Raw genomic sequence first — 23,337 nt, 5'->3', positions numbered from 1 at the left:
AAGCGAAGAAACCGATTGCCACCCCGGTTCAGCCAATCGGGCAAGGGGGGTCAGGATGGGTCCGACATCTCCCGAAAGAGCGACTCCGCCAGACAGGCCATTTCGGCATCGTGGGTCGGTCGCAACCCCTCGAACAACTCCTTGCCCTCGCCATCGACCACGATGCGCTCCTCCGGAAGAATCGGCACCGGTTCCGGCCATTGCCCTTCCACCGGAGCGCTGACCTGACACAACCGCGCCCCTTTCTCGTCACGCATCACCGGGTTGGCGATCAGGTCCAAACCCGGCAGATGCCAGGTGAACTCCACGGCGATACCGTTGGGATCATAGGAGTAGATGGAGTAAAAACAGCCGTGGTCGATCACGTCGGAGACCGGAAAGCCGGCTCCGTCGAGCTTGGACATCAATGCCCACAACGCCTCCCTGTCGTGGACGCCGATGGAAAGATGATCGAATCCGAACGGCCCGCGCACCGGTTGACCGTGACGCTTGAGCGGAATGGCGGTCACCTCCTCCCACTCGAAGAACGAAATGTAGCCGCTGTCGTGAATGTGAAAGAAGTACTGGCGGTAGCCGGGCTGCCCGTAACAGTAGACCAGCGGCATGCCGAGCAGATCACGCCAGAAACGGGTGGTCAGGGTGATGTCGCGGGTGGCGAAGGCCGCATGATGAATGCCCGTGTAAAAACTCATCGTTCCTCCTGATCGGGTTGGGCGATCAACTGGGCCAGGGTGGTCTCCTCCAGGAGGGCGCGGATCGATCGGTCGATGCGTGCCCAGTGGGTTCGGGACAGACAGGCGTCATCCAGGGCGCAGATGAAATCACTCCGACAACAGGGCGTCAACAGCACCGGATCCTCCATGGCGAGCAGTATCCGCGCCAAGGTGATGTCGGCGGGCGAATGAGCCAGAATGAATCCCCCCTGTCGTCCCTGACGGGAACGCACCACGCCGTGCAGGGCCAGCATCCGCAACACCTTGCGGATCGTGGCCAAGGCCAGGGGAATCTCCTTTTCCAGGCTGGCCGCAGAACGGGCCCGTTCCGGTTCCAGGGCCAGCCGGGTCAGGATCAGGACCGCGTAATCGCTCAAACGTTGGATGCTCAACATGGCGCCTCGTCCGCCGGGGTGAACCGGTTTGATGATGCAGGATGGATTTCGCGCCTGGCCTCCCATGGCCTTCCCTGGCCAGGTCAAAGCGGGAAGCCCGGCGCGAACCGACAAACTCACGCCGCCTGTCGCAACCGTTCGATCTCCTCGGGCGACAAAAAGAGTTGTGGATAGTCGCGATCTCCGTCGAGCAGTGCCTGGGAGGCATCGAACTGGGTTCGGATCATGCCCAGGGCATCGCAGAACCCCTGCATCGACGCCTCACCCTGCATCAGGGCCTTCTTCAGATCCCGATCCGCCTCCTCCGCGTGACCACGCGCCAGGTGGCAGTAGGCCCGCAGCAGATGGGCGATGCCGTGGTTGGGTTGAATGTCGATCGCCGCGTCCAGATTGACGATGGCATCGTCGAAACGCTGCATGCGACCAAACAACGCCCCGCGCAACAGATAGATCCGGCTGTTCTCGGGATCGATGCGCAGCGCCTGTTCGCAATCCGCGAAGGCGGCATGATACCGTTCGGCGCGCAAATGGCCCACCGCGCTCCTCATCAACCACCGCAGGGTGATCTGATCCTCGCCCAACAGCGCATTGGGTCGTGCCATCGGCTCCCGCATCGCCGGGCCGGCGGTCATGGCGGCGTTCTCAATCGAACAAAAGGGTCCGTTCATCGATCATGCTCCTTGCATGGAAATGGAATTCATTGGACGGTGATGTACCGTTTTGCTAATTGAGACTAAAATGGTATCAATTTAGTTCCCAAAAAAAGCGCGTTCAGCCGCGCACGCACCAAACGACTACAACCGCCACTCGAAGAACGGCAACTCCGGGCGGGCGCCGAAACGGAGCGGAATCACCGACATGCCGACGCCGCGCGAGATGTACATCGGCATTCCCTGATCGCGGCACCAACCGGCCAGACAGGGGTGGTTGCGGTTGAGAAACGGGAAGAGCACGATCTGACCTCCATGGGTGTGGCCGGAGAGCATCACCCGATCGGTCACCACCTTTTCCCTGGCGGGCACCATGGCGATGGTGTCGGGATTGTGCGCCAGGATCAACATCGAACCCGGCCAGGTCGGATGTTCGGCCAAAGCGCGCTCCCAGTTCGGGTGACCCAGGCGGGCATCGTCCAGACCGACCACCAACAGCGATTGCCGCTCCTTTTCCACCACGAGCGCGCCATTGACCAGCAGCGTCACCCCGTGTTGGGCGTGAAACCGGCGCAATTCCACCTTGTCCAGCCCGGTCCAGTACTCCCAGTTGCCCAGGATGGCGATTTTTTTCGCATGGTTGTCCAGTTTATCCAGAAATTTTCCCAACTCCGGCAGTTTGTCGCGATGGGACAACTGATCGCCGGTCAGCACCACCAGATCCGGCTTCTCCTGGTTGATCAATCCGATCACCCGCGCTTCGATCTCCGCGCCGCCGCGTATGTGCAGATCGCTCACCTGGGCGATACGCCATGTTACGGCGGATGCGGCGGTTTTGCCGAAGCGGTGGCGCGTCACCTCCAGATCGCCGGATTCGTCGTTGAGATAGACGAACAAGCCGACCAGGATCATGAGCAGCAACAGGCCATAAACCAATCGTATCATAACGGGCTCCCCTGGGTGCGACCGGCCACCCCCACGGCTTTGAGATAGGCTTCGATCGCGTCCCCAGTGGGACGACACCCCGAGGGATCGGCCAAACCAGAGATCAAGGCATCACCCCGGAATCCGAACAGGTGGCGCAGGATGATCACGCCATCGCTCCAGGGATCCACCACCCCATTGCCATCCACGTCCAAGAGCGGTCGGGCGGCGATCAGCAGCGTATCCAGAACCGTCGGGTCGGAACGGGGGGCCACGGCATCCACCGCGCCGGTCAACAAGTCGCTTCCGCGCGTTCCCGTCAGGTGGCGCAGGATCAGCAGGCCATCGCTCAACGGGCGGACCGTTCCGTCGCCGTCGATATCCCAATCCAGCCCTGCGGCCACGAAGGTGACCGGTTCGGGGATGAACCGCTCATCGGTCTCCGGATCGATCACGCTCACCTTGAAGGGGGTGCGGGTGTTCAAGGGGGTGTCGCCGACCATGCGGAAGGTCAGGGCCAGGCTCGCCCCCTCGCCGAGCACCGTCCCGGTGTAGGTCACGCGAATCCGTTGATCGGTGACCGGATCGCCATCCAGATCCGGGTTGTCCGCTTCCAGGCTTACCACCGGCTGCGTGCCCGATGCCAACACGGGCGGTTGCCAATCGACAAAGGCCATGCGCGTGCCATCGAAATGGAACGTCAGACCCTTTCCGGGCAGGCGCTGCCCCCCATCCGAACGGGTATGGGCCAGGCGGATGCGCACCAGCTCACCCGGCACCACCGGGTGTTCCGTGACCGAAGGGGTGAGGTGGATCAGCGTCATCCCATCGAAAACGCGCGGATCCGTGCCCCGTTGGGACTCCACCCGATTGGTCACCCCGTCCCCGTCGCTGTCCAAGGCGGCATCGCTGGCATCGAGGGGATTGAAGCCGTGGGCGATTTCGTAGGCGTCCGGCATGCCATCGTTGTCGTTGTCCGGATCGCACCCATCGCCGATCCCGTCCCCATCGCGATCCGTCTGGTCCGGATTGGCCAGGTCCGGGCAGGTATCGACCGCATCCGGCCAGCCGTCCCCATCCCGATCCGGATGGAGCGACTCGGCGCGCGCCACCACCAGCAGGTTGATCCCGGCCACGTTGCCTGCCGTCAGATCGACTCCCTTGGCCGCCGTGCCGTATACCAACGAGGCCGGCTCGCCACCGATCTGGTCGCCCCAGTCGCCGTTCCAATACCTTTGCGAGGTCACGCGCAGATGATAGCCATCCACCGCCGCGAGTCCAGGGATCGAAAAGGCCAGATCCTGACCATCGCCGGTCAGATCCACCCCCGCGGTGACCGTCGATTGCGTGGAGCGGGCCTGGAGATGGATCGTTTCGCCGGCCTTCACCCCGCGCACGATGCCGCTCATCACCCGACCCGACCCCTGGCTTGCGCCGCCGCACACCCCGGCATGGGCCACTGCCGCCGTGAACGGCAGGTTGGCAAGGTTTTCGAAGCGGATGTCGCGGATCATCCAGCCGCGTTCGCCCACGAGCGTATCCGTGGCGACCCGGAACCGCACCCGGATTTCGTGACCGTTGTAGGTGGCGCCCAGATCCGCGGTTTCGGTGATCGTGGCTGGATAGCCGGCGTTGGCGCCGCCGAACGCCGGGCGGTTGTAGAGCGCCGAGATCTCGGAGATGATCTTGCCGGTATAACCCGGCGTGAAGCTGTGGCCCAGATCGTTCCAGGGTCCGCCATCCACGCTGATCTCCACCACCCCGCCATCCCATTGGCCGTCCGAATCCTTTTCAAAGGCGTACCGGTGGGTGAAACGCATGCGCGTCGATCCGCTGGCCGCCACCCGCAACGGGGGTGAGGTGAGGGTGAGGTCGCTGGGATGGTCCGCATCCGCAACCGTCAGCCAGCGCACGCCATCCGCTTCGCTCAGGCTCCAGACGTCGCCCGCCTGCCCGGTGATCGTCGCCGTGTTCCAGTCGTGGACCGGATAGCTCACGGTATCCTGACGGAAGGCGGCGATCCGGTCGTGATTGACCCGCCAGGAGAAGCCATCCGCCCCGATTCCGGAGACATTCACCTCGAAATCGGGCACGAATCGCAACAGTTCCAGGGTCGCGGCGCTCTTTAAGGTCACATCCAGGGTGCCGGTGACCGTGTTGCCGACCTGGATCGCCGGAAAGGAGATCACCCCGTTGTTCGACAGGGTGGCATCCGCGCTGGTGGTGAAGGTGGCGGTGAAGGGGGTCGAGGTGGCCTTGCCGTCGTTGCGCAACGTCACGCTCAAACGGGCCGTTTCGCCCGGATCGAGAATCGCGTCGCCATCGCATGAATCGGTGTTCGGCACCAGGGTCGCGCTCACCAGGCTGATCGGCTGATCCGCGTCAAAGCTCTCCACCACGCCGGAGTGGTTATTCGAATAGCGGGATGGCGATACCGCGTCGATCCCCAGACCACGCCGGGCGAATGCGGCCTTGGCCAATTTGTGATCAGACGGGTCCGCCACCTTGATCACCGCCAGCACGGCATCCCGCGCCTCGGTGAAGGTGGGGTCGGTGCGGGTCAGTTTCAGCGCGGCGACCAGATAGTGGATCATCCGACGGCGTGCCTCGGCATGGCTCAACCGTTCCGAGTCGCGCAGCAGCGCGGCATACACCTCCCACAACGCGGTGGCCCAGATCTCGCCGGCGTTGTGCACCTCGGAGTTCTCCAGATTGGATTTCTGCACCGGATGGGTGGTCGGCAGGGAGACGGAATCCTTGATGTGTTTGAAGGTCAGCGCATTCCGGGTGAAATCGATGGAGTAGGGCACCCGCCGGAGTCCATAATAATAGGGTTGCTTTTCCGGTTCGTTGGAGTCCGAATAGGCGGCGATGGCATAGGTGCCGCGATAGGCATCCTCTCCCGTTTCGGGACGCACGGCCAACAGCAGGGACACGAAATCCGACCACCCCTCGCCCAGGCTCAACCCTTGATTGTTGTTCAATCCCGAGCCGTTGCCGATCAGGCGTTCGGTCAGATAGTGTCCCCATTCGTGGGCCACCACCAGGTTGTCCAGGGCGCCGTTGATGTCCGGGTTCTGGATCCGGGCGAGCTTGACGTTGACGGTCGCGCCCGAGGCGAGTTGATTGTCCAGGATCTCCCCATCCGCTTTGAACAGAAACACCGACGGGATGGTGATGGCGCTGTCCGTCCCCTCCATGGTGAAAAGTTCGTCGATCCCCTTCTGATCGATGATGATCACCCCGATGGCGCCCGCCGCCTGAGCGAACCGGACCTTTTCCGTGAACAGGCAGAGACCTCGATGGATCATCACGATCCGTCCGCGCAGCGCGTCGGCGTTGGTGGGGGTTTGGCAGCCGTCGCGGACCGGATCCACCCCATCCTCGAGTCGCGCCAGCGTGCCGCTGACCGAATAGTTCGAAGGTCCGAATTTGGCGTATTCGACCTGGGAAAAGGTCATGGCGGTGGGCTGCGTGATCTCCAGCAGCGGGCTTGTCGATCCGCTCCACAGGGACATCAGCATCTGCGGCGAACTCCCATCCGCACCCACGATCATGCTGGCATTGTCGCGATCGGTGGCGATATCGCTCAGGGTGGCGATTATCGGATCCCCGTCCGAGCCGCCGCGACCCTGGTTGCTGGCCTGACCATTGCCCGCCGACTCGTTGAATCCCAGGTCGTAGAACAGGTCGTGCAGATAATTGATCGTATAGAACAGTTGCACCAGTGCGGCATTGAGTTGGGAGGGGGTTTCGAGGGGCCCTTGATTCGGGTTGAAGCGGTGATCGAAAACGCCGGGTCCGGTCACCGGGGCCCGTTTGTTCTCCAGGGCCTGGTTCAGGGCAAAGCCGGATACGGATGCGACCACATCCGCATTGTTGCCGATGGTGGCCGTGGCGCTTTCCGGCAGCCAGGGATCGGCGGTGGAAATCGGGCCGTTTTGCAGGGTGATGAGATTTTGCGTCACCGGGCCGGGCAGATAGGGTGGGTATGTCGGCGCACCGGTGGGATTCGGGATCCCCTGGGTGCCGTTGGGATCGTTCATCGGTGCGTGATCCCCGTCGGTCTGGGCAAAGACCCGATAGCCAAACGAACGGTGATGGCGTTGATTCTTGTCGAACAACAGGCTTCCGTCTCGCGCCGACACCACATACAGATGGGCATCCAGGGTGTTGCGGTCAAAGTCGCCGGCGCGGATTTCGATGGCGTAGGCAGGCGTCAGTTCGGTTGCCGTGGGGTAGAGAACCGTCTTGACCCGTGCCGGTTCCCGCAGGCGGTATTCGGCCTTGGAAAAATCGGCGCTGTAGTATTGATAGCCATTTTTTTCATCGACTTGGATCCAACCATCCACCGGTTCGCTACCGCCCATTTTCCGGAACGCGTTGTTCAGGGCCTGATCGGCTCCGAGGGAGAAGCGTCGATCCGGGGGCACGGGTGGGAGGGGGTGATCGCCGCTGCTCGCGACCTGTTCCAGGGTGCGGTCGAAAAGCAGATTGGTTTCGTGGCCGAACACCTCCAGGCCATCGACCTGGGCATTGGCCTTGACCACGATGGGGCCGGAGCCGATGTCGTGGATGTGGCGGATCACCGGTTGGACCAGGCCATCCGTTGGGAAGGGGCGTGTTTGGCGCAGTTGGCGTTCCGCCACGGCGCGGATATCGGTGGTTGGGGTGGCGGATGGTGTCGGGGTGGTTGGCGGCAAGGGGGCGGGTGTTGGAGGGGATGTTGGCATGTGGGTTGGGATGGGTTGCTCTTCGGGCGCGAACCATCGGACTCCGGTCAGGAGGGCGATGAGCAGGGCGAGGAGGAGCAGCGAACGTTTCATGCCTGTTCAGGTCGTGCAAAGGGGCGATGAGTCCGGGTGCCGGGATGCGGTGAGGGGAGTCCCGGTTGCCGGTGCGGTGAGGGGAGTCCTGGTTGCCGGGGGCCAGGGGCCCTGCAAGACGCGCCAGAAAAAAACATAAAAAACAGATCAAGACAAGACTCTCGGAGGCTCCGCCTCCGCACTTTAAGCCGGGGACCTTGCGGTCCCCTGCGACAGTCAAACCTGTCCCACCGTCACCGGATGGATCGCCCCCAACACCGCCGGCATCTCCGCCCCGGTCGCCCCCGTCACCGAGGAGGTCAACCCCCGCAACGTCCGCACCGCAAACCACGCAAACGCCTGCGCCTCCAACGTGGAAACATCCACCCCCAAATCCTCGGCATCCGCAATCCGCGCCAACGGCAACCTGTGCGCCATCCCCGCCACCAGGGCTGGATTGCGCGCACCACCCCCACACAAAATCATGCGCTCCGGATAGGGCGGCAACAACCGACAGGCAGCCTCCACAACCGACTCGACGGTGAAGCGGGTCAGGGTGGCAAAACCATCATCCCCGGCCAAATGCGGAAAAATGGTCAGAAACCGCTCCAACAACTCAGAACCGAACGCCTCCCGCCCCGTGGATTTCGGAAACGGTCGCGCCAGATAAGGATGGGCCATCAACCACGCCAACGCCTCATCATCCACCCTGCCGCGCCGCGCGGCATCACCATTCCGATCCACGGCACGCGCACCACCGTTCAAACGGGTGGCCAACAGATCGAGCAACGTGTTGGCCGGACCCGTGTCCCCGGCGATCAATGGCGCACGGTCATCACCCGCCAGAGCGGTCACATTGGCAATCCCACCCAGATTCACCACCGCCACCCGCTGTCCGGGACGGGCAAAGAGCACCTGGTGAAACAACGGCACCAACGGCGCCCCTTCACCCCCCCGCGCCAGATCGGCGGGCCGGAAATCGGCCACCGTCACCACCCCGGTGCGCGCGGCGATCACGAACGGATCGGCGATCTGCAAGGTGAAATCCGGAGGACGATGCCGCACCGTCTGACCATGGGATCCGATCACCGCCACCCGCTCGATGGACAATCCACCCCGCTGGCAGACCCGCAAGGCCGCCTCCGCGAAACGCCCACCCAACTCGCGATGCAACACCCCCAAACGGTCGATCTCGTTCTCGCCGGGTTGATACAACGCCAGAATTCGCCGATGCAGATCCTCCGGGTAGGGGAGATGCAGATCCGCCAACACCCTCGGCGCCCTGACCCCATCGGTGCGCACCAGAACCGCATCGATACCATCCGCCGAGGTTCCAGACATCAAACCAATGGCAATCCTTGCCTCATCCATCCTCAAACAGGCCTCCCAACCCTCGGACGGAACCCGCGTTGCCGATTCCGCCACGATCCTTTATGGTGATTACTTTGCCAAACGGTTGTCAATTCGCGAATTGTCAAAAATTGTAAGAGCCTGCCCGGCAATCGCCAGACAGACTCCATATCCCAGGCCACAACCCGAATCGACGCTGCCGGTGGCAATGTGGATCCGGTTTGGCTATAGTGGATCGGATCCCGTCAGCCGGGATCCACCTTCAACCCCATCCTTGGACACGATACGATGAAATCCGTTGCTGAACAAATGGCCATCATCCGTCGGGGTACGGTGCAGATCCTCTCCGAGGATGCGCTCGCTCAAAAACTCACCCGCGCCATCCAAACCAACACCCCCTTGAAGATCAAGGCCGGCTTCGATCCCACCGCGCCGGATCTCCATCTGGGTCACACGGTCCTGTTGCAGAAAATGCGCCAGTTCCAGGAGCTTGGTCACGAGGTGATCTTCCTGATCGGCGATTTCACCGGCCTGATCGGCGATCCCACGGGAAAAAGCGAAACCCGCAAACCCCTCTCGCCCGAGGCGATCGCCGTCAATGCCGAAACCTACAAGGCCCAGGTGTTTCGCATTCTCGATCCCCAAACCACCCGCGTGGTCTTCAACAGCGCCTGGATGAACGCCATGACCGCGGCGCAGATGATTCAACTCGCGGCCAGGCAGACCGTGGCCCGCATGCTCGAGCGGGACGATTTCACCAAGCGTTACAAGGCCGAACGCCCGATCGCCCTGCACGAGTTCCTCTATCCCCTGGTGCAGGGATATGACTCCGTGGCCCTGCATGCCGACGTGGAGTTGGGCGGCACGGATCAGACCTTCAATCTGTTGATGGGCCGCGAGCTGCAAAAGGAGTACGGCCAGGAGCCGCAATGCGTCATCACCCTGCCGATCCTCGAAGGGCTGGACGGGGTGCAGAAAATGTCCAAGTCGCTCAACAACTACATCGCCATTCAGGATCCCCCCGATGAGATCTTCGGCAAGCTCATGTCGATCCCGGATGCGATCATGTGGCGTTATTTCGATCTGTTGTCGGATCTCTCCCTGGAGGAGATCCGTCACCTGGAACAGGAGACCCGCGCGGAACGGTTCCATCCCATGGAGGCCAAAAAGCAGCTCGGCATGGAGTTGACCGCCCGCTTTCATGGCGCCGCAGAGGCCCGACACGCCCGCGAACGGTTCGAAGCCCGCTTCTCCCAAAAGGAGATCCCGGAAGATCTGCCGGAAATCAGCGTGGAGAGTGCCGGTGAGCCGTTGGGTCTTGTCGATGCCATGCGCCTGGCTGGCATGGTGGCCTCGAACTCCGAGGGGATCCGGCTGGTGCGTCAGCAGGCGGTGAGCGTCGGTGGGGTCAAGGCCGATGATCCGCGCCTGATGCTGACCCCCGGCTCCCATCGGATCAAGGTGGGCAAGTTGCGCCATGCGGTGGTGGTGATCCGGTGATGCGGCCTGAACCGCTCACCGCAAGGCCAGCTTGATCCCCACGATCACCAGGAAAATCCCGAACCCCTTTTTCAACAGGATCGGATCCAGCACATGGGCGAGACGCACCCCCAAACGGGTGGTGAACAGCGTGCCGATGACGATGCCGACAAAGGCCAGCGGGTGAAAAAAGCCGAGCGTTCCCTCGGGCAGGGCCGGGTGATGCCAGCCGGCATGCACAAAACCAATCGCGCCGATCAGGGCCAGGGGTACGCCGATGGCCGAGGAGGTGCCCACCGCCTGACGCATCGGCAGTCCGGAGAGCAGGGTCAACGATGGGACCGACAGGGTGCCCCCGCCGATGCCGAACAGAGAGCTGATGGTGCCGATCACGATCCCCAGTGCCGGGGTGACCGGATCCGGAATCCGTTGCGCGCCGGAGTGCTGGGGCCTGGCGCGCACCATCTTGATGCCCACCGCGATTTCGAACAGTCCGAACAGCACGATCAACATCGTGCCGCTCATGACGGCGGCCAGTTGCGAGCCGATCCAGGCGCCGATCAGGGTGCCGGCGAGGTAGAGGCGTGCCAGTCTCCAGTTCACGCCGTCCCGTTGATGGTGCGCCCAGGTGGCCGAGATGTTGGTGATGACGATGGTGGCCAGCGACGTGCCGACCGCCAGCTGCATGACGACCGACGGATCGACCCCATCCAGATGAAAGAGAAACAGCAGGGCCGGCACCACGATGATCCCACCCCCGACGCCGAACATGCCGGCGATGAGTCCAGCGGCCAGGCCACAGAGCATGTAGACGGGTAAATGGGTGGAGAGCAAGGCCATGATCGTGTCCGGTGGCGATTGGAGCGCGCGGAAAGCGCGCGGATCCCCCCCACGGGGGCGTTGTCCGGTCAGTTCGCGTGGGGAACCACGACCGGGGAGATGGAAGCGGCGATCCGTTGCAGCATATCCAGCAACGTGCGCTTCTTGATCGGCTTGGAGAGATAGAAATCGCATCCAGCCTCCTGACTGCGTTCCACCTCCCCTTCGATGGCATGGGCGGTCAGGGCGATGATGGGCAGGTGGCGGGAACCATGCTCCTGCTCCCACTGTCGAATGTGGCGCGTGGCGGTATAGCCGTCCATGCGCGGCATCTGGACATCCATGATCACCACATCGAACCGCGCCTTCCGTACCTGGGCGAGCGCTTCCATCCCATCGTTGGCGACCACCAGGACGTGATCGGTCTTCATGAGATAGGCCTTGATGAGCAGTTGATTTTCAATGGTATCTTCCGCCAGCAGAATGTGCAGTCCTCTGGCATCCGTGGCAGGGGATCCCTGGCTGGCGATGCGCTGCAAGGATTCCAGAAACGTCATCCGGTCGATCGGCCTGGTCAGGTACGCGTCGAACTCGCTGGCCTGACCGCATGGCGACGACTCCTCTTCGTCATGGTCGGAAAGGGCGATGATCGGCACCGGTGCGCGTCGCATCTCCTTTTCCCAGGCGCGAATGCGACGGGTGGCCGCGGTCCCGTCCAGGACCGGCATCCGCAGAGCCATGAACACCACGTCGAACGGTTCCGTCTGAACGCGCGCCGCCGCGTCCATCCCATCCGTGACCATGACCAATCGATGGCTGGTGCCGTTCAGGAAGTCCTGGATCACCATCTGGTTCGCGATCTGGTCTTCCGCCAGCAGGATGCGCAGACTCCGCAAGCCGTCACGGGTGGACGACCCGTCCGGGGTGGTCCGGGTCGCCGGCGCTTCGACCGCTCGGACCGGCAAGGTGAAGAAAAAGGTGCTGCCATGGCCCAGACGGCTCTCCACCCAGATCTCCCCGCCCATCAACTCCACCAGGCGCTTGGAGATGGCCAGTCCCAGACCCGAGCCGCCATAGCGTCGCGTGATGCTGGCATCCGCCTGAATGAACTGTTCGAAGATGTCGTGGATCTGCTCCATGGCTATGCCGATTCCGGTGTCCACGATTCGAAACTGCACCATCCCCGCTTGCCGGGGAAAGGGGCTCAAGGTCGCCTCCACATGGCCGTGATGGGTGAATTTGATGGCATTGCCCAACAGATTCACCAGGACCTGGCGCACCTTCCCGTGATCGCCCAGAACCATCTCGGGCATGCCGGGTTGCACGGTCACATTCAACGCAAGACCTTTCTTCTCGGCAACCACCCGCATCGACTGCACGGTCTCCCGAATCACCCGCTGGAGCGAAAAAGGCGCCTCCACCAGGGCGATCCGTCCGGCCTCGATGCGGGAGAAGTCCAGAATGTCGTTGATGATCCCCAACAGAGCCTTGCCGGAGTGGTACATGGTCTGGGCAAAATGGCGCTGGGAGTCGTCCAGGTCGGTTTCCAGCAGGATCTCGGACATGCCCAGCACCACATTCATCGGCGTGCGAATTTCATGACTCATGGCTGCCAGGAATTCGCTCTTGGCTCTCGCCGCCTTTTCCGCCTGCTCCTTGGCTTCGCGCAACCGCTTTTCGTTCTCCCGCAGAATTTCCTCTCCGCGCTTGCGCTCGGTGATGTCCGTGGCGATGGCGCACACCGCATAGGGGTTGCCATCCACGTCCCTGAGCGGGAAACGGATGAAGATGTAAAAATGTGGGCCATCGTCATGCGGGACGATCTCATCGGTCTGGATCGGGGTCGCGCTGGAGAGGGCCAGCCGGTCGTTGGCCTCGAAGATCGCCGCCTGCTCGGGCGGAAAAATATCGAAATCGGTTTTGCCCGCCAGATCCTGGTTGGCAACATGGAACAGCTCTTCATACTGGCGGTTGATGAACAGATAGCGCCCGTGCAGATCCTTCATGAAAACCAGCGCCGAGGTGTTGTCCAGAATCGAGCGCAGGCGCGCTTCGCTGATCTGAAGCTCCCGGTGGGCGTTTTGAAGCGCCTCGTTGTTTTTTTGCGCCAGCTTCTCCAGCTTGCGGCGCGCATCGATCTCCAGTACCAGGGTGTCGGTCATGGCATTGATGGAGCGGGCCAGATCGGTGAACTCATCCGAGCCACCCGTTTCGATGCGGTGGGTCAGATCCCCGTCGGCGATGATGCGGGTGCTGTCATGCAGGGGGATCAGACGCCGGTTGATCAGGCGCACCAGCCGCAACAGCACCAGGATGGTGAGGGTGGTCAGGACGCTGGTGAGCAGGATGACCAGAACAGCCAGGCGCATGTAGTTGTGATTCATCCGTTTGGCGGTCCGATCTTGCAGATGCATGATCGCATCGTGGATGGTCGCGGATCTCAACAGGAGCTGACTGGAGAGGCGTTGCAGATATTCGTTGTGAATTTCGTAATTCAATGTATCGGTATTGATTTTTTCAATTATTTTAGTCAATTTGTCAAACTGGATGACCGAGTACTCGGCATTGATGAGGATGCTGGAGATGATCTCTTGATAGTCGGGTGTTTGATATTGAATTTTGGCCTGTTCCAGGATCTGCATGAAGGCCTGATTGCTTTCGTTCCAGCGCATGCGGGTCAATTCTTCATGATCATGCGCATATCTGTCGCTGCTCGAGGTGCGATCAAAAAAAATCGATTGAATTTTATGGGCCAGTTGGAATGCATCGTTGGCGTCGTTGGCGGCATCGTAGGACCAGATGAGAAAGGGGACCAGAACAACGATAATAGCTATCGTGACGATCACAATCGCATTCAACTGGCTTGTTACGCGCATGGTGTTGAATCTACCTGTTGCCACTAAACGCTTGTGGTTTGACAGCCATGAGGCTGTCCGAATGAATGAACTGGCGAAAATCCGGCATCTCCGTCTGTTCGGTCAAGCGATGCTTCATGGCCCATCTCGATTCATCTTCTAAGGTGATTACAAGCCTTTTGTCAAGCACCAGCTGATAATTGAAAATACTCCACACCTCACGCACCAGGTCCAAATCGGTTTTCGTTGCGGTGGACATGATGGCCTGAGCCTCGGCGGGATTCAGGCGGCTGAAATCCTCGGCCTTGATGATGGCGCGCAGGAACCGTTTCACGGTTTCCGGATTCTTGTGGACATAATCCTGATGTGCGGCGACATTGTAGGTTTCGGTATAGATGGTCGGATCGGCGAAGAGAATCCCGTTCTTTCCGAGTTGTTTGTTGATTTGCGTCAGGGGGTAGTTCCAGGTGGAGACCGCATCCACCTTCCGATCCATGACGGCCTCCTGCATCTCTTCGGGTTTCAGGGGAACGGTTTGGATATCCTCGCGCCGGAGCTCGTTGGCGGTCAGCAGAGAATCCAGAAAGAAATCCGAGGTGGTGCCGGGCGTGAAGCCGATGCGTTTGCCTTTCAGGTCAGATGGTTGGGCGATGTCGGCATCCCTTCTGGCGACGATCGCGTTGTTCAAGCCACTGGCCTCGATGTTGGCGATGATGAAAATTTTTTCGCCCTTGAGCACATTGAACATGAAGGGGGTTTCGGCGACCGTGGCGAAAACGGCCTTGTGGTCCAGCAGCGATTGCAGGGAGGCCTTGCCAAAGGTGTGGAGAATGGATTCGATCTCAAGCCCCTCCTCGGCAAAGTAGTTTTTGGCCACCGCAACCTGGATCAGGGTGCTTTGCGGCTGGTTCGTATAGGCCACGGCAATTTTCTGAAGCGGAACCGCCACCCGTGGCTTGGTATCCGGGGCGGGCGCCTGGTCGCACCCCATGAGCAGGGCCAGGCACAAGGGAATCAGTTGGTTCATGCGCATGATTGGTCTCCCCACGGTGTTGCAAGTGTCGCGAACCGGTGATCAACCTTTTCGCAATCGTAACGATTCATGATTCACGACCCCCACCATCGCAGGGGACGGGGGACCGCAAGATCCCCGGCTTCCGTGCGGAGAGGGAGTCTCCGAGGTTTGCTTTTGAGTTTGTTTTTTAGCGCGCTCTGTCTTGTTCTCACGCAGGCCAGACGCCCTGGCGAGTCGTCACGTTTGTCGATCACATCTCGACATTGGCCATGATCGGCGGATCGATGGCGTAGAAAAACCGGTCATGCCGATGATCAAGGCGCCCGCGAACAGGCGGATCCCAACAAATGCTCCTTGTCGCGCTTGGCCATTTTACGCGATTTGCGGGCGCTTTCCGAGTCATTTTCCGCACAAATCTGGTTTTTCGTGGGATTGTTTGGAAAAAGTGGCGATTTTCTACCGGAACCAGGGTAGGTGGTATTCAGGCGCGGGGCGTGGAAGAGTCCTTGCATCGATCCGGGCTGGGGGATTGGGGCACAATCGATGCGTGTCAAACGAAACAGGTTTACCATGGAACTCCCAAAGGGAGGTCCATGGCAAGGGGGGTGAGGGGGTTCTCCCCATCATGCAAATTATTAACAAACCATTAACAAGTAAAATTATAAAACAACGCAGTAGCCGGACACGGTTTTCCTTTCCAAACCTTCGGAAACATCGGAAGGGGTTGTTCTCGTTACCGTATTACCGAATGGGCCGCATGCCGCGCATGAAATAGATCGCTGCCAGGCCGAGCGGCGGACCGAACCACCAGACCGACAGGCCCGCGGATACCATGATCGCGCCGCCCACGAAAAGCGCGGCACCGGTGATCGAGGCCGACTGGCGATGGAAACCCAATCCGAGGCGTCGCTCCAGACGGGCCAGGGAGGCGGAGTGGATGTGGAGCCGGACCCGATCGGTGGCCAGCCGTTCCAGACCGTTGTAGAGCAGCTCCGGGAGCATGGCCACGGCATCGTTGGTCTTTTTGACCCGCTCCTTCATCTCGCGCATCTTGCCGACCGGACCGAGGTGTTCGATCATCCAGTTGGTGATCAGCGGCTCGGCCAACAGCCACATGTTCAGATCCGGATTGATCTCGCGACCCACCCCTTCGAGGGTGAACATGGTTTTTTGCAACAGCAGCAGTTGCGGCTGCACCGGCATGTCGAACTGTTCGGTCACCTTGAAGAGCTGGGCGAGCAGCTTGGCGATGGAGATCTCTTTCAAGGGTTGGCCGAAGATCGGCTCGCCGATCTGGCGGCAGGCATCCTCGAACTCGTCGAGATTGGTGCCGCGCGGGACCAGCCCCCCTTCCAGGTGAACCTCGGCCACCTTGCGGTAGTTGCGATCCAGAAAGCCGCGCATCAGTTCGGCCAGAAGGATCCGATCCCGCATCGAGATCCGTCCGATGATGCCGAAATCGAGGATGGTCAGGGTGCCGTCCGGGCGCACGAAGATGTTGCCGGGGTGCTGATCGGCGTGGAAAAACCCATCCCGGAACACCTGCTTGAAAAAACTGGTGATGATGTTGCGGGAGATCTTGGCCGCGTCGTGTTTGAGTTCCGGATGCAAGGAGAGTTCGTCGATGGGGATGCCGTCGCACCACTCCAGGGTGAGCACCCGGCGGGTGGTGAGGGGCCAGAGCACGGCCAGGGCATGCATCTCCGGATCGTGCTTGAAGTGATCACGGAACTTCTGGGCCCGTCCGCCCTCCACCAGAAAGTTCATCTCGTTGCGAATGGTGGCCGCGAACTCATCCACCACCCGACGGCTCTGGAACCGTTGCAGCTCCGGGATATGGGTTTCGATGAGGTTGGCCAGGGTGGTGAGCATCTGGATATCCTGCTCCACCAGCGATTCCACGTTGGGGCGCATCACCTTGACCGCCACCTCCTGGCCGTCGCGGGTGAGGGCGCGGTGGACCTGGGCCATGGAGGCCGAGGCCACCGGGGTGGGATCGAAGCGGGAGAAGAACTGCTCGACCGGACCGTCCAGATCGTCGGCGATGATGCGGCGTACCGTCTCGATGGGGAATGGCGGAACCTCGTCCTGGAGTTTTTTCAACTCCAGACCGACCCCCTCGGGCAGGGCATCCATGCGGGTGGAGAGGGCCTGGCCGAATTTGATGAAGGTGGGTCCCAGCTCCTCGAGGATGCGGCGCAGCCGGGCCTCCGGGGTCAGGGTGCGACGCAGCCGGCGCACGCCGGGCCAGAGCCCCACCAGCCAGGCGAGCAGGCGCAGAGGCAGGAAGCGCGAAGCCAGGGGTTCGGCGTCGTAGATGGCCAGGATGTTCAGGATTCCGAGCATCCGGCGCACGGTGCGGACATTGGTCAGAAGGAGCATCGCCGTGCTATTCGGTGGGATGCGGGTGGGCGGCCAGGATCGCGAACCGTTTCGAGGCGCGGGCGATGCGTCCCTCGAGTCGGTCCAGCTCCTTGGTCATGGCCTCGGACTGGTTCTTGAGCGACTGGAGATGCGCGGCGCGCGGCGCGTTCTGACGGTTGATCCAGGCCTCCAGATTCGATTCGGCGTGGGTCTTGCCGGTCTCGATCCGTTTTTCGGTGCGGCGCGCCAGATCCATCAGCACCTTGGCACCCTGGCTGCCGAACAGGACCGCCAGCTCCTTTTCCCAGTCGATCTCCACGTTGTCGAGGATGTTCTTGAAACGCAGACCGGTATCGGTCTCCCCGGAAAGTTGCAGCTGGCGCGAGAAGAAGAGCGAATCCGGATCCGTGGTGGAGAAGAGCAGCGACAGAAAGGCGCTGGTCTTGCCGGACATCACCACATGGGGCAGGGAGTCGGCATAGGTGTGGATGAGCACGTCGCCGGCATCGGTCACCTCCATGAAGAAGGATTGGGATTGATCCTCGACGTGGAACTCGAAGAGCTTGCCGGAGAGTTCCGTGAGCCGCTCCTTGAGTTCCGGGTAGCGCTTGAAGAACAGATTGAGCACAATGCTCAAGGTCACGGCGGTCACCGGTTTCGGGAGCAGTTGCAAGGGCATGGCGATCAGGGAGGCGAGCATGGCGATCACACCTTGTGGCCGATATGCACGGCGGCGATGCCGCCGGTGAGATTGTGATAGTGGACCTGAAACAGGCCGGCATCCTCGAGCATGGCCTTGAAGCGCTGTTGTTCCGGGAAGCGGCGGATCGACTCCACCAGATATTGATAGGCGTCGCGATCCTTGGCCACCCAGTGGCCGATCTCCGGCAGAATCCGGAAGGAGTAGGTCTCGTAGAAGGGTTTCAACAGGGGCAGGGCGACGTGGGAGAACTCCAGGCACAAAAACTGACCGCCGGGACGGAGCACGCGGGTCATTTCGGCGAGTGCCGCCTCGATCTGGGTGACGTTGCGGATGCCGAAACCGATGGTGACCGCGTGGAAGGTGTTGTCCGGAAAGGGGAGCTGTTCGGCATTGCCCTGCACCCAGCGGATGCCGGCCACGCACCCCTGATCGGCCAGGCGACCGCGACCCTGTTCGAGCATGGCGGCGTTGATGTCGAAGATGGTGATATCCCCCTGGCCGTGGATTTTTTCGTGCATGAGTTTGGCCAGATCCCCGGTGCCGCCGGCCACGTCGAGCAGGCGGTCGCCGGGCTTGATGCGCAGCCGGCGGATGGCGAACCGTTTCCAGAGTCGATGGATACCCATGGACATCAGATCGTTCATCAGGTCGTAGCTCTGGGCGACCGAATCGAACACCTGACGGACCTTGTGGACCTTTTCGCTCAAGGGGATTTCGCTGAAACCGAAGTGGGTGGTGGACGCTTCGCTCATGAAAGCGGGAACTCCTCTTGAATAAGTACGTCGTTTGGCTTTTCCGATTGGAGATCGGGTTGCCGGGGATTCTAACGATGTTGCGGCGGATTGGAAACCGTTTCCCAACAGATTTTCGATAATTGTTTATTTCTTGATCAAAAATCCCCAACCGGCGGGGGTGGCGCGGGGTTTCCCAGGTCGAAGGAGCGGGGATCTCCCGGATGATCGCGAAATGAAACGAGATCCCTTATTCTTCTTGGTTGAATCGATGTAGAATTCCAACCCCATGACGAACGCACATCCCACCCCATCCACCGGTCCACGCGCTTTCCGCGATCTGCGGGAGTTCATCCATCTGTTGTCGGCGCGCGGTCTTCTGGTCACCATCGACGAACCGGTCGATCCCCGCCTGGAGATCACCGCCATCTGTCAGCGCCTGCTGCACGCCGGCGGACCGGCGGTGCTGTTTACCCGTCCGAAGGGCTGCGCCATGCCGATCCTGGCCAACCTGTTCGGCACCGAGGAGCGGGTGGGCCTGGCCATGGGACGTCGGGTCGAGGAGCTGGAACAGCTGGGTGAACTGCTCTCCGCGCTGCGTCATCCGGAACCGCCCCGGGGATTGAAGGATGCCCGTGATCTGATCACGCGCCTGGCCCGGGTGCGTCACATGCCTACCACCACCCTGCGACATCCCCTGTGCCGGGAGATCGTCTGGGAAGGGGCGTCGGTGGATCTGGGACGGCTGCCGATTCAGACCTGCTGGCCTGGGGATGCCGCGCCGCTCATCACCTGGGGAGTGGTGGTGACCCGTGCGCCGGAGGGCGGACCCTTGAATCTCGGCGTCTACCGCATGCAGCTGCTGGACCGCCGGCGGGTGATCATGCGCTGGCTGGCCCATCGCGGCGGGGCGCAGCACCTGCGCGCCTGGGGCGGACGTCCGATGCCGGTCTCGGTGGTGATCGGCTGCGATCCCGGCACCCTGCTCGCCGCGGTGACTCCGGTCCCGGAGAGCCTTTCCGAATACGCCTTCGCCGGACTGCTGCGTTCCAGCCGCGTCGAGGTGGCCCCCGAACACGCCCCCTATCCGCCGGTGCCGGCTCATGCCGAAATCGTGCTCGAGGGGATGGTCGATCCCAATACCCTCGCCGCCGAGGGACCGTTCGGGGACCATACCGGCTATTACAACGAAGTGGACCGCTTTCCGGTCTTCACGGTCGAGCGCATGAGCATGCGCCGCGAGGCCATCTATCTCTCCACCTTCACCGGGCGTCCGCCGGATGAGCCGGCCATCCTGGCCCTGGCCCTGAACCGGGTCTTCACCCCGTTGCTGAAAAAACAGTTCCCGGAGATTCGTGGTTTCCATCTCACCATGGAGGCCTGCTCCTATCGGGTGGCGGTGATCGCCCTGGAGAAGGGCTATCCGGGTCATGCTTTTCGGGTGATGGCCGGATTGTGGGGGTTCTTGAGACAATTCCTCTATGTGAAATATGTCGTGGTGGTTGATCCGGGGGTGGCGATCGACGATTGGGGCGCGGTGCTCGGCGCCATCGAACGACAGGTCCATGGTGGTCGCGACCTGCACATCCTGCGCAACACGCCGATCGACTATCTGGATTTTTCCTCGCCGTTGTCCGGCCTGGGTGGCAAGATGGGGATCGATGCCACGAGCAAATGGCCGGTCGAGGAGCGCGCCGCATCCCCCTTGCCGGAGATTCGGGGCGTGGGCATGCGCGGTTGGCTGGATCGATTGCGCGCTCGCGAACCGGCGGTATTGGAAGGATTTTCCTTGCCAGGCGGACGGATGTGCGTCCTGCGGGTGGAGGACCGCAACTTGAATGACGGGGGGAGAATCCCCTCACCCCCCTTACCATCGACCTCCCTTCGGGAGTTCCATGGTAACCGTCCGGGTCTGGGCAATCGGGTGATCGATGGGGTATGGGATCTGGTCGCCCCTGGGGAGGGTGCCGATCAGGTGTGGATCGTGGATCGGGATACCCGTGTGGATTCGTTGGCGGATCTGGCGTGGTCGCTGGCCACCCGGACCGATCCGGGCAGGGATGTGCGGGTGGAGGCGGAAACGGGTCGTTGGGCCGTGGATGCCACGTCGCGAAGCCGCGACGAAACCGGACGGGATTGGGGGGTGCCGTTGGTGATGGATCCCGAGGTCGAGGCCAGGGTGGCTGAAAAGTGGCGCCGATTGGGTTTGTCGTCTTGTGACGATTCAGAACCTCCACCATGGCAACGGGGGACCGCAAGATCCCCGGCTTAAGCGCGGAGACGGAGTTTCCGAGGTTTGGCTTTTGACTTCGGGTTTCTGGCGCGCTCTAAGAGGCTGTTTGGCAAATGCATGGCACTCCCGAAGGGAAGGTCCATGGTGCGGGGGTTCTCCCCCCATCATCACAAGTTTCTGTTGAGAAAAGAGCGTTTGGGAGACCCTTCTCCAAGGGTTTTGTTTCTGACCATGATTGCAAGGTGCCTGGGATGACACGACGCCTGCTTGTATTTGCATTCGCACTCATACTGTTCACGCTGCCGCTGCATGCGGCGGATGATACCGGGATCAACACGCCGTTGACCCTCACGGATGGCAAGACGTTGCGTCTGCCGGAGTTGAAGGGCAAGGTGGTGTTGGTGAACTTCTGGGCCACCTGGTGTCCGCCCTGTCTGGAGGAGATTCCGGAGCTGATCAAGCTGCAATCGACTTATGCAGAGCGTGGATTGGTGGTCTTGGGCATTGATTACATGGAGAAGCCGGATCGGGAGAAGCTGGTGCGGTTCATGGAGGAGCACGGGATCAACTATCCGGTCGCCTATGGTGAGACGCGGGTGGTGCAGGGGTTGGCCAAGGCGTTGGGAGGTGTGTTCGCGTTGCCGGTGACGAAGGTATTGGATCGCGAGGGCAAGGTGGCCAAGGCGCATGTGGGTGGTTTGAATTTCAACGAGATGAAGAAGATGGTGGAGCCGTTGTTGTGACCGATGCGTTGGTGGTGGTGACGACCGCGCCGGACGAGGCGGTGGCCGAGTCGCTGGCCGAGGTGTTGGTGACAGAGGGATTGGCGGCCTGTGTGCATATTCTGCCGGCGGGGCGATCGATCTACCGGTGGCAGGGGGAGGTTCACAAGGAGCCGGAGTGGACGTTGTTGATCAAGACGGACCGTGCCCGATTTGCGCCGATGCGGACGCGGTTGCTGGTGTTGCATCCGTATGAGGTTCCGGAGATTCTCGCGTTGCCGGTGGAGGATGGGAATCCGGCCTATTTGGCGTGGTTGAAGGGGTGAGGCGATAAAATCGTTGCAGGGGACGGGGGACCGAAGGTCCCCGGCGGAGGTCCGGAGGCAGAGCCTCCGGGACTTCGGCCTTTGCCCTTGCCTTTGCTTTTGACTTTAGCGCGCTCTACAAAAGAGCTTTTTTTCGCGTTTTTTGCGAAAAAAAGCTTGCGCGCCGCCTTGGTTCCTTGGGACGTTTTGCTCCTTTGCAAAACGTCCCAAGGAACCCTTGCCTTGAACAGGCCGCCGGAGGCGGCTTATGCCGCGAGCCATTCGCCCCCCCCATGCCCCTGACAGGCAACAGAGGGGGCCCATTAAAGACCGCGCGCTTGCGCCCATTTTCGCAAAGGACGCGAAAACGGGCTTATGTGAAAAGCGCGCGCAAGGCAAAATCCAAAGGATAAAGTCCCAAGGGCGTTGCCCTTGGAACCCACCAGGGGCCACTGGCCCCTGGACCCCGGCAATTGGGAACCGTTCCGACCATCCCCACTCCCACCCATCATCCACCGCCACGACGACAAAGGTACACCACCATGGAAGTCACCTACGCCGCCGCCTTCTTCGCCGGATTGCTCTCTTTTCTCTCTCCGTGCGTCCTGCCCCTGGCCCCGGCCTATATCAGTTTCATGAGCGGCATTTCGGTCGAACAACTGCGCCAGGGCAACGATGCCCAATCCGCCTGGCGGGCCGGCTGGCACAGCCTGTGGTTCGTGCTGGGCTTCTCGCTGGTGTTCATCGGCCTGGGAGCCTCGGCGACCTATCTGGGCCAGCTGCTCTTGAACCACATGCAACTGCTCGCCAAATTGGGCGGCGCCGTGATCGTCCTGTTCGGACTCCACTACATGGGACTGTTCCGCATCGGCTTCTTGAACTTCGAAGCCCGCTTCAATCCGGAAAAGAGACCTTCCGGCCCCCTGGGAGCCTTTCTGATCGGCCTGGCGTTCGCATTCGGCTGGACCCCGTGCGTGGGACCGATCCTGGCCGGGATCCTGGCCGTGGCCGGCGGACAGGATAACATTGCCCAGGGGGTCTCCCTGCTGGCGGTCTATTCGGCAGGATTGGGAGTGCCGTTTCTGATCACCGGCGTGGCGATCAACATCTTCTTCGGCGTTTTCGAACGGGTGCGGGTCCATCTGCACAAGATCGAGATGATTTCCGGAGCCCTGCTGACCCTGGTGGGTGTAATGATTTTCTTTGGTGATTTCAATAGGATATCCAGCCTGATCCTGCAATGGTTTCCGGGTTTGGCCAAGCTCGGCTGAAAA

Annotated in this window: 17 protein-coding genes; 5 read left to right on the top strand and 12 right to left on the bottom strand. The window is 61.4% G+C overall.

Annotated features, from left to right (window positions below; translation table 11 throughout):
• Window positions 1–50: 50 nt before the first annotated feature.
• The 6 genes from ACOY6C_RS14055 to ACOY6C_RS14030 all read right to left on the bottom strand — a co-directional run bounded on the left by ACOY6C_RS14055 (window position 51) and on the right by ACOY6C_RS14030 (window position 8,858).
• A complete protein-coding gene (locus ACOY6C_RS14055; RefSeq protein ID WP_420906147.1) occupies window positions 51–692 on the bottom strand; it encodes a VOC family protein in 642 nt (213 codons plus the stop codon).
• Window positions 689–1,108, bottom strand: coding sequence for an SUF system Fe-S cluster assembly regulator (locus tag ACOY6C_RS14050; protein WP_420906146.1), 420 nt, complete (start codon window positions 1,106–1,108; stop codon window positions 689–691). Before ACOY6C_RS14050 ends, ACOY6C_RS14055 begins: the two co-directional genes overlap by 4 nt.
• A gap of 116 nt (window positions 1,109–1,224) precedes the next feature.
• A complete protein-coding gene (locus tag ACOY6C_RS14045) occupies window positions 1,225–1,776 on the bottom strand; it encodes a tetratricopeptide repeat protein (protein ID WP_420906145.1) in 552 nt (183 codons plus the stop codon).
• Window positions 1,777–1,902: 126 nt separating this feature from the next.
• Window positions 1,903–2,703: a metallophosphoesterase gene (locus ACOY6C_RS14040; protein ID WP_420906144.1), complete on the bottom strand. Its 801-nt coding sequence runs from the start codon at window positions 2,701–2,703 to the stop codon at window positions 1,903–1,905.
• Window positions 2,700–7,508 (bottom strand): M36 family metallopeptidase, encoded by a 4,809-nt coding sequence (locus ACOY6C_RS14035; protein ID WP_420906143.1) that lies wholly within the window; start codon window positions 7,506–7,508, stop codon window positions 2,700–2,702. The genes ACOY6C_RS14040 and ACOY6C_RS14035 overlap by 4 nt, the downstream gene beginning before the upstream one ends.
• A gap of 216 nt (window positions 7,509–7,724) precedes the next feature.
• Window positions 7,725–8,858, bottom strand: coding sequence for an anhydro-N-acetylmuramic acid kinase (locus tag ACOY6C_RS14030; RefSeq protein WP_420906142.1), 1,134 nt, complete (start codon window positions 8,856–8,858; stop codon window positions 7,725–7,727).
• Between the two features lie 267 nt (window positions 8,859–9,125).
• On the opposite strand from ACOY6C_RS14030, the gene tyrS reads away from it, so the two are divergent.
• Entirely contained in the window at window positions 9,126–10,337 is a 1,212-nt protein-coding gene (tyrS, locus tag ACOY6C_RS14025; RefSeq protein ID WP_420906141.1) for a tyrosine--tRNA ligase, read from the top strand.
• Window positions 10,338–10,352: 15 nt separating this feature from the next.
• Here the strand turns inward: tyrS and ACOY6C_RS14020 are convergent, their stop codons facing one another.
• The 6 genes from ACOY6C_RS14020 to ubiE all read right to left on the bottom strand — a co-directional run bounded on the left by ACOY6C_RS14020 (window position 10,353) and on the right by ubiE (window position 18,824).
• Window positions 10,353–11,156, bottom strand: a complete 804-nt coding sequence (locus ACOY6C_RS14020) for a sulfite exporter TauE/SafE family protein (RefSeq protein WP_420906140.1) — start codon at window positions 11,154–11,156, stop codon at window positions 10,353–10,355.
• Window positions 11,157–11,224: 68 nt separating this feature from the next.
• Window positions 11,225–14,011, bottom strand: a complete 2,787-nt coding sequence (locus ACOY6C_RS14015) for a hybrid sensor histidine kinase/response regulator (protein WP_420906139.1) — start codon at window positions 14,009–14,011, stop codon at window positions 11,225–11,227.
• Window positions 14,012–14,021: 10 nt separating this feature from the next.
• Window positions 14,022–15,017 (bottom strand): ABC transporter substrate-binding protein, encoded by a 996-nt coding sequence (locus tag ACOY6C_RS14010; protein WP_420906138.1) that lies wholly within the window; start codon window positions 15,015–15,017, stop codon window positions 14,022–14,024.
• Window positions 15,018–15,746: 729 nt separating this feature from the next.
• Entirely contained in the window at window positions 15,747–17,387 is a 1,641-nt protein-coding gene (gene ubiB / locus ACOY6C_RS14005) for a 2-polyprenylphenol 6-hydroxylase (RefSeq protein WP_420906137.1), read from the bottom strand.
• 7 nt (window positions 17,388–17,394) lie between these two features.
• Window positions 17,395–18,069: a ubiquinone anaerobic biosynthesis accessory factor UbiT gene (gene ubiT, locus ACOY6C_RS14000; RefSeq protein ID WP_420906136.1), complete on the bottom strand. Its 675-nt coding sequence runs from the start codon at window positions 18,067–18,069 to the stop codon at window positions 17,395–17,397.
• 5 nt (window positions 18,070–18,074) lie between these two features.
• On the bottom strand, window positions 18,075–18,824 hold the full coding sequence (gene ubiE, locus ACOY6C_RS13995; protein ID WP_420906135.1) for a bifunctional demethylmenaquinone methyltransferase/2-methoxy-6-polyprenyl-1,4-benzoquinol methylase UbiE: 750 nt from the start codon (window positions 18,822–18,824) through the stop codon (window positions 18,075–18,077).
• 268 nt (window positions 18,825–19,092) lie between these two features.
• On the opposite strand from ubiE, the gene ACOY6C_RS13990 reads away from it, so the two are divergent.
• The 4 genes from ACOY6C_RS13990 to ACOY6C_RS13975 all read left to right on the top strand — a co-directional run bounded on the left by ACOY6C_RS13990 (window position 19,093) and on the right by ACOY6C_RS13975 (window position 23,334).
• Complete coding sequence (locus ACOY6C_RS13990) at window positions 19,093–21,075, top strand: UbiD family decarboxylase (protein WP_420906134.1); 1,983 nt, start codon at window positions 19,093–19,095, stop codon at window positions 21,073–21,075.
• Window positions 21,076–21,287: 212 nt separating this feature from the next.
• Window positions 21,288–21,779 (top strand): TlpA disulfide reductase family protein, encoded by a 492-nt coding sequence (locus tag ACOY6C_RS13985; RefSeq protein ID WP_420906133.1) that lies wholly within the window; start codon window positions 21,288–21,290, stop codon window positions 21,777–21,779.
• Window positions 21,776–22,084 carry a divalent-cation tolerance protein CutA gene (cutA, locus tag ACOY6C_RS13980; protein WP_420906132.1) on the top strand — a complete coding sequence of 103 codons (309 nt, stop codon included), beginning with the start codon at window positions 21,776–21,778 and terminating at the stop codon, window positions 22,082–22,084. Before ACOY6C_RS13985 ends, cutA begins: the two co-directional genes overlap by 4 nt.
• Window positions 22,085–22,605: 521 nt before the next feature.
• Entirely contained in the window at window positions 22,606–23,334 is a 729-nt protein-coding gene (locus ACOY6C_RS13975) for a cytochrome c biogenesis CcdA family protein (protein WP_420906131.1), read from the top strand.
• The last annotated feature ends 3 nt before the right edge of the window (window positions 23,335–23,337 follow it).

Origin of the sequence: Candidatus Magnetaquiglobus chichijimensis (assembly GCF_045865675.1) — a bacterium.
In the GTDB taxonomy this organism is placed as follows: Bacteria; Pseudomonadota; Magnetococcia; order Magnetococcales; family Magnetaquicoccaceae; genus Magnetaquiglobus; species Magnetaquiglobus chichijimensis.
Note: the sequence above shows the minus strand (reverse complement) of the source record. Positions and strands in the feature narration are given on the sequence as shown.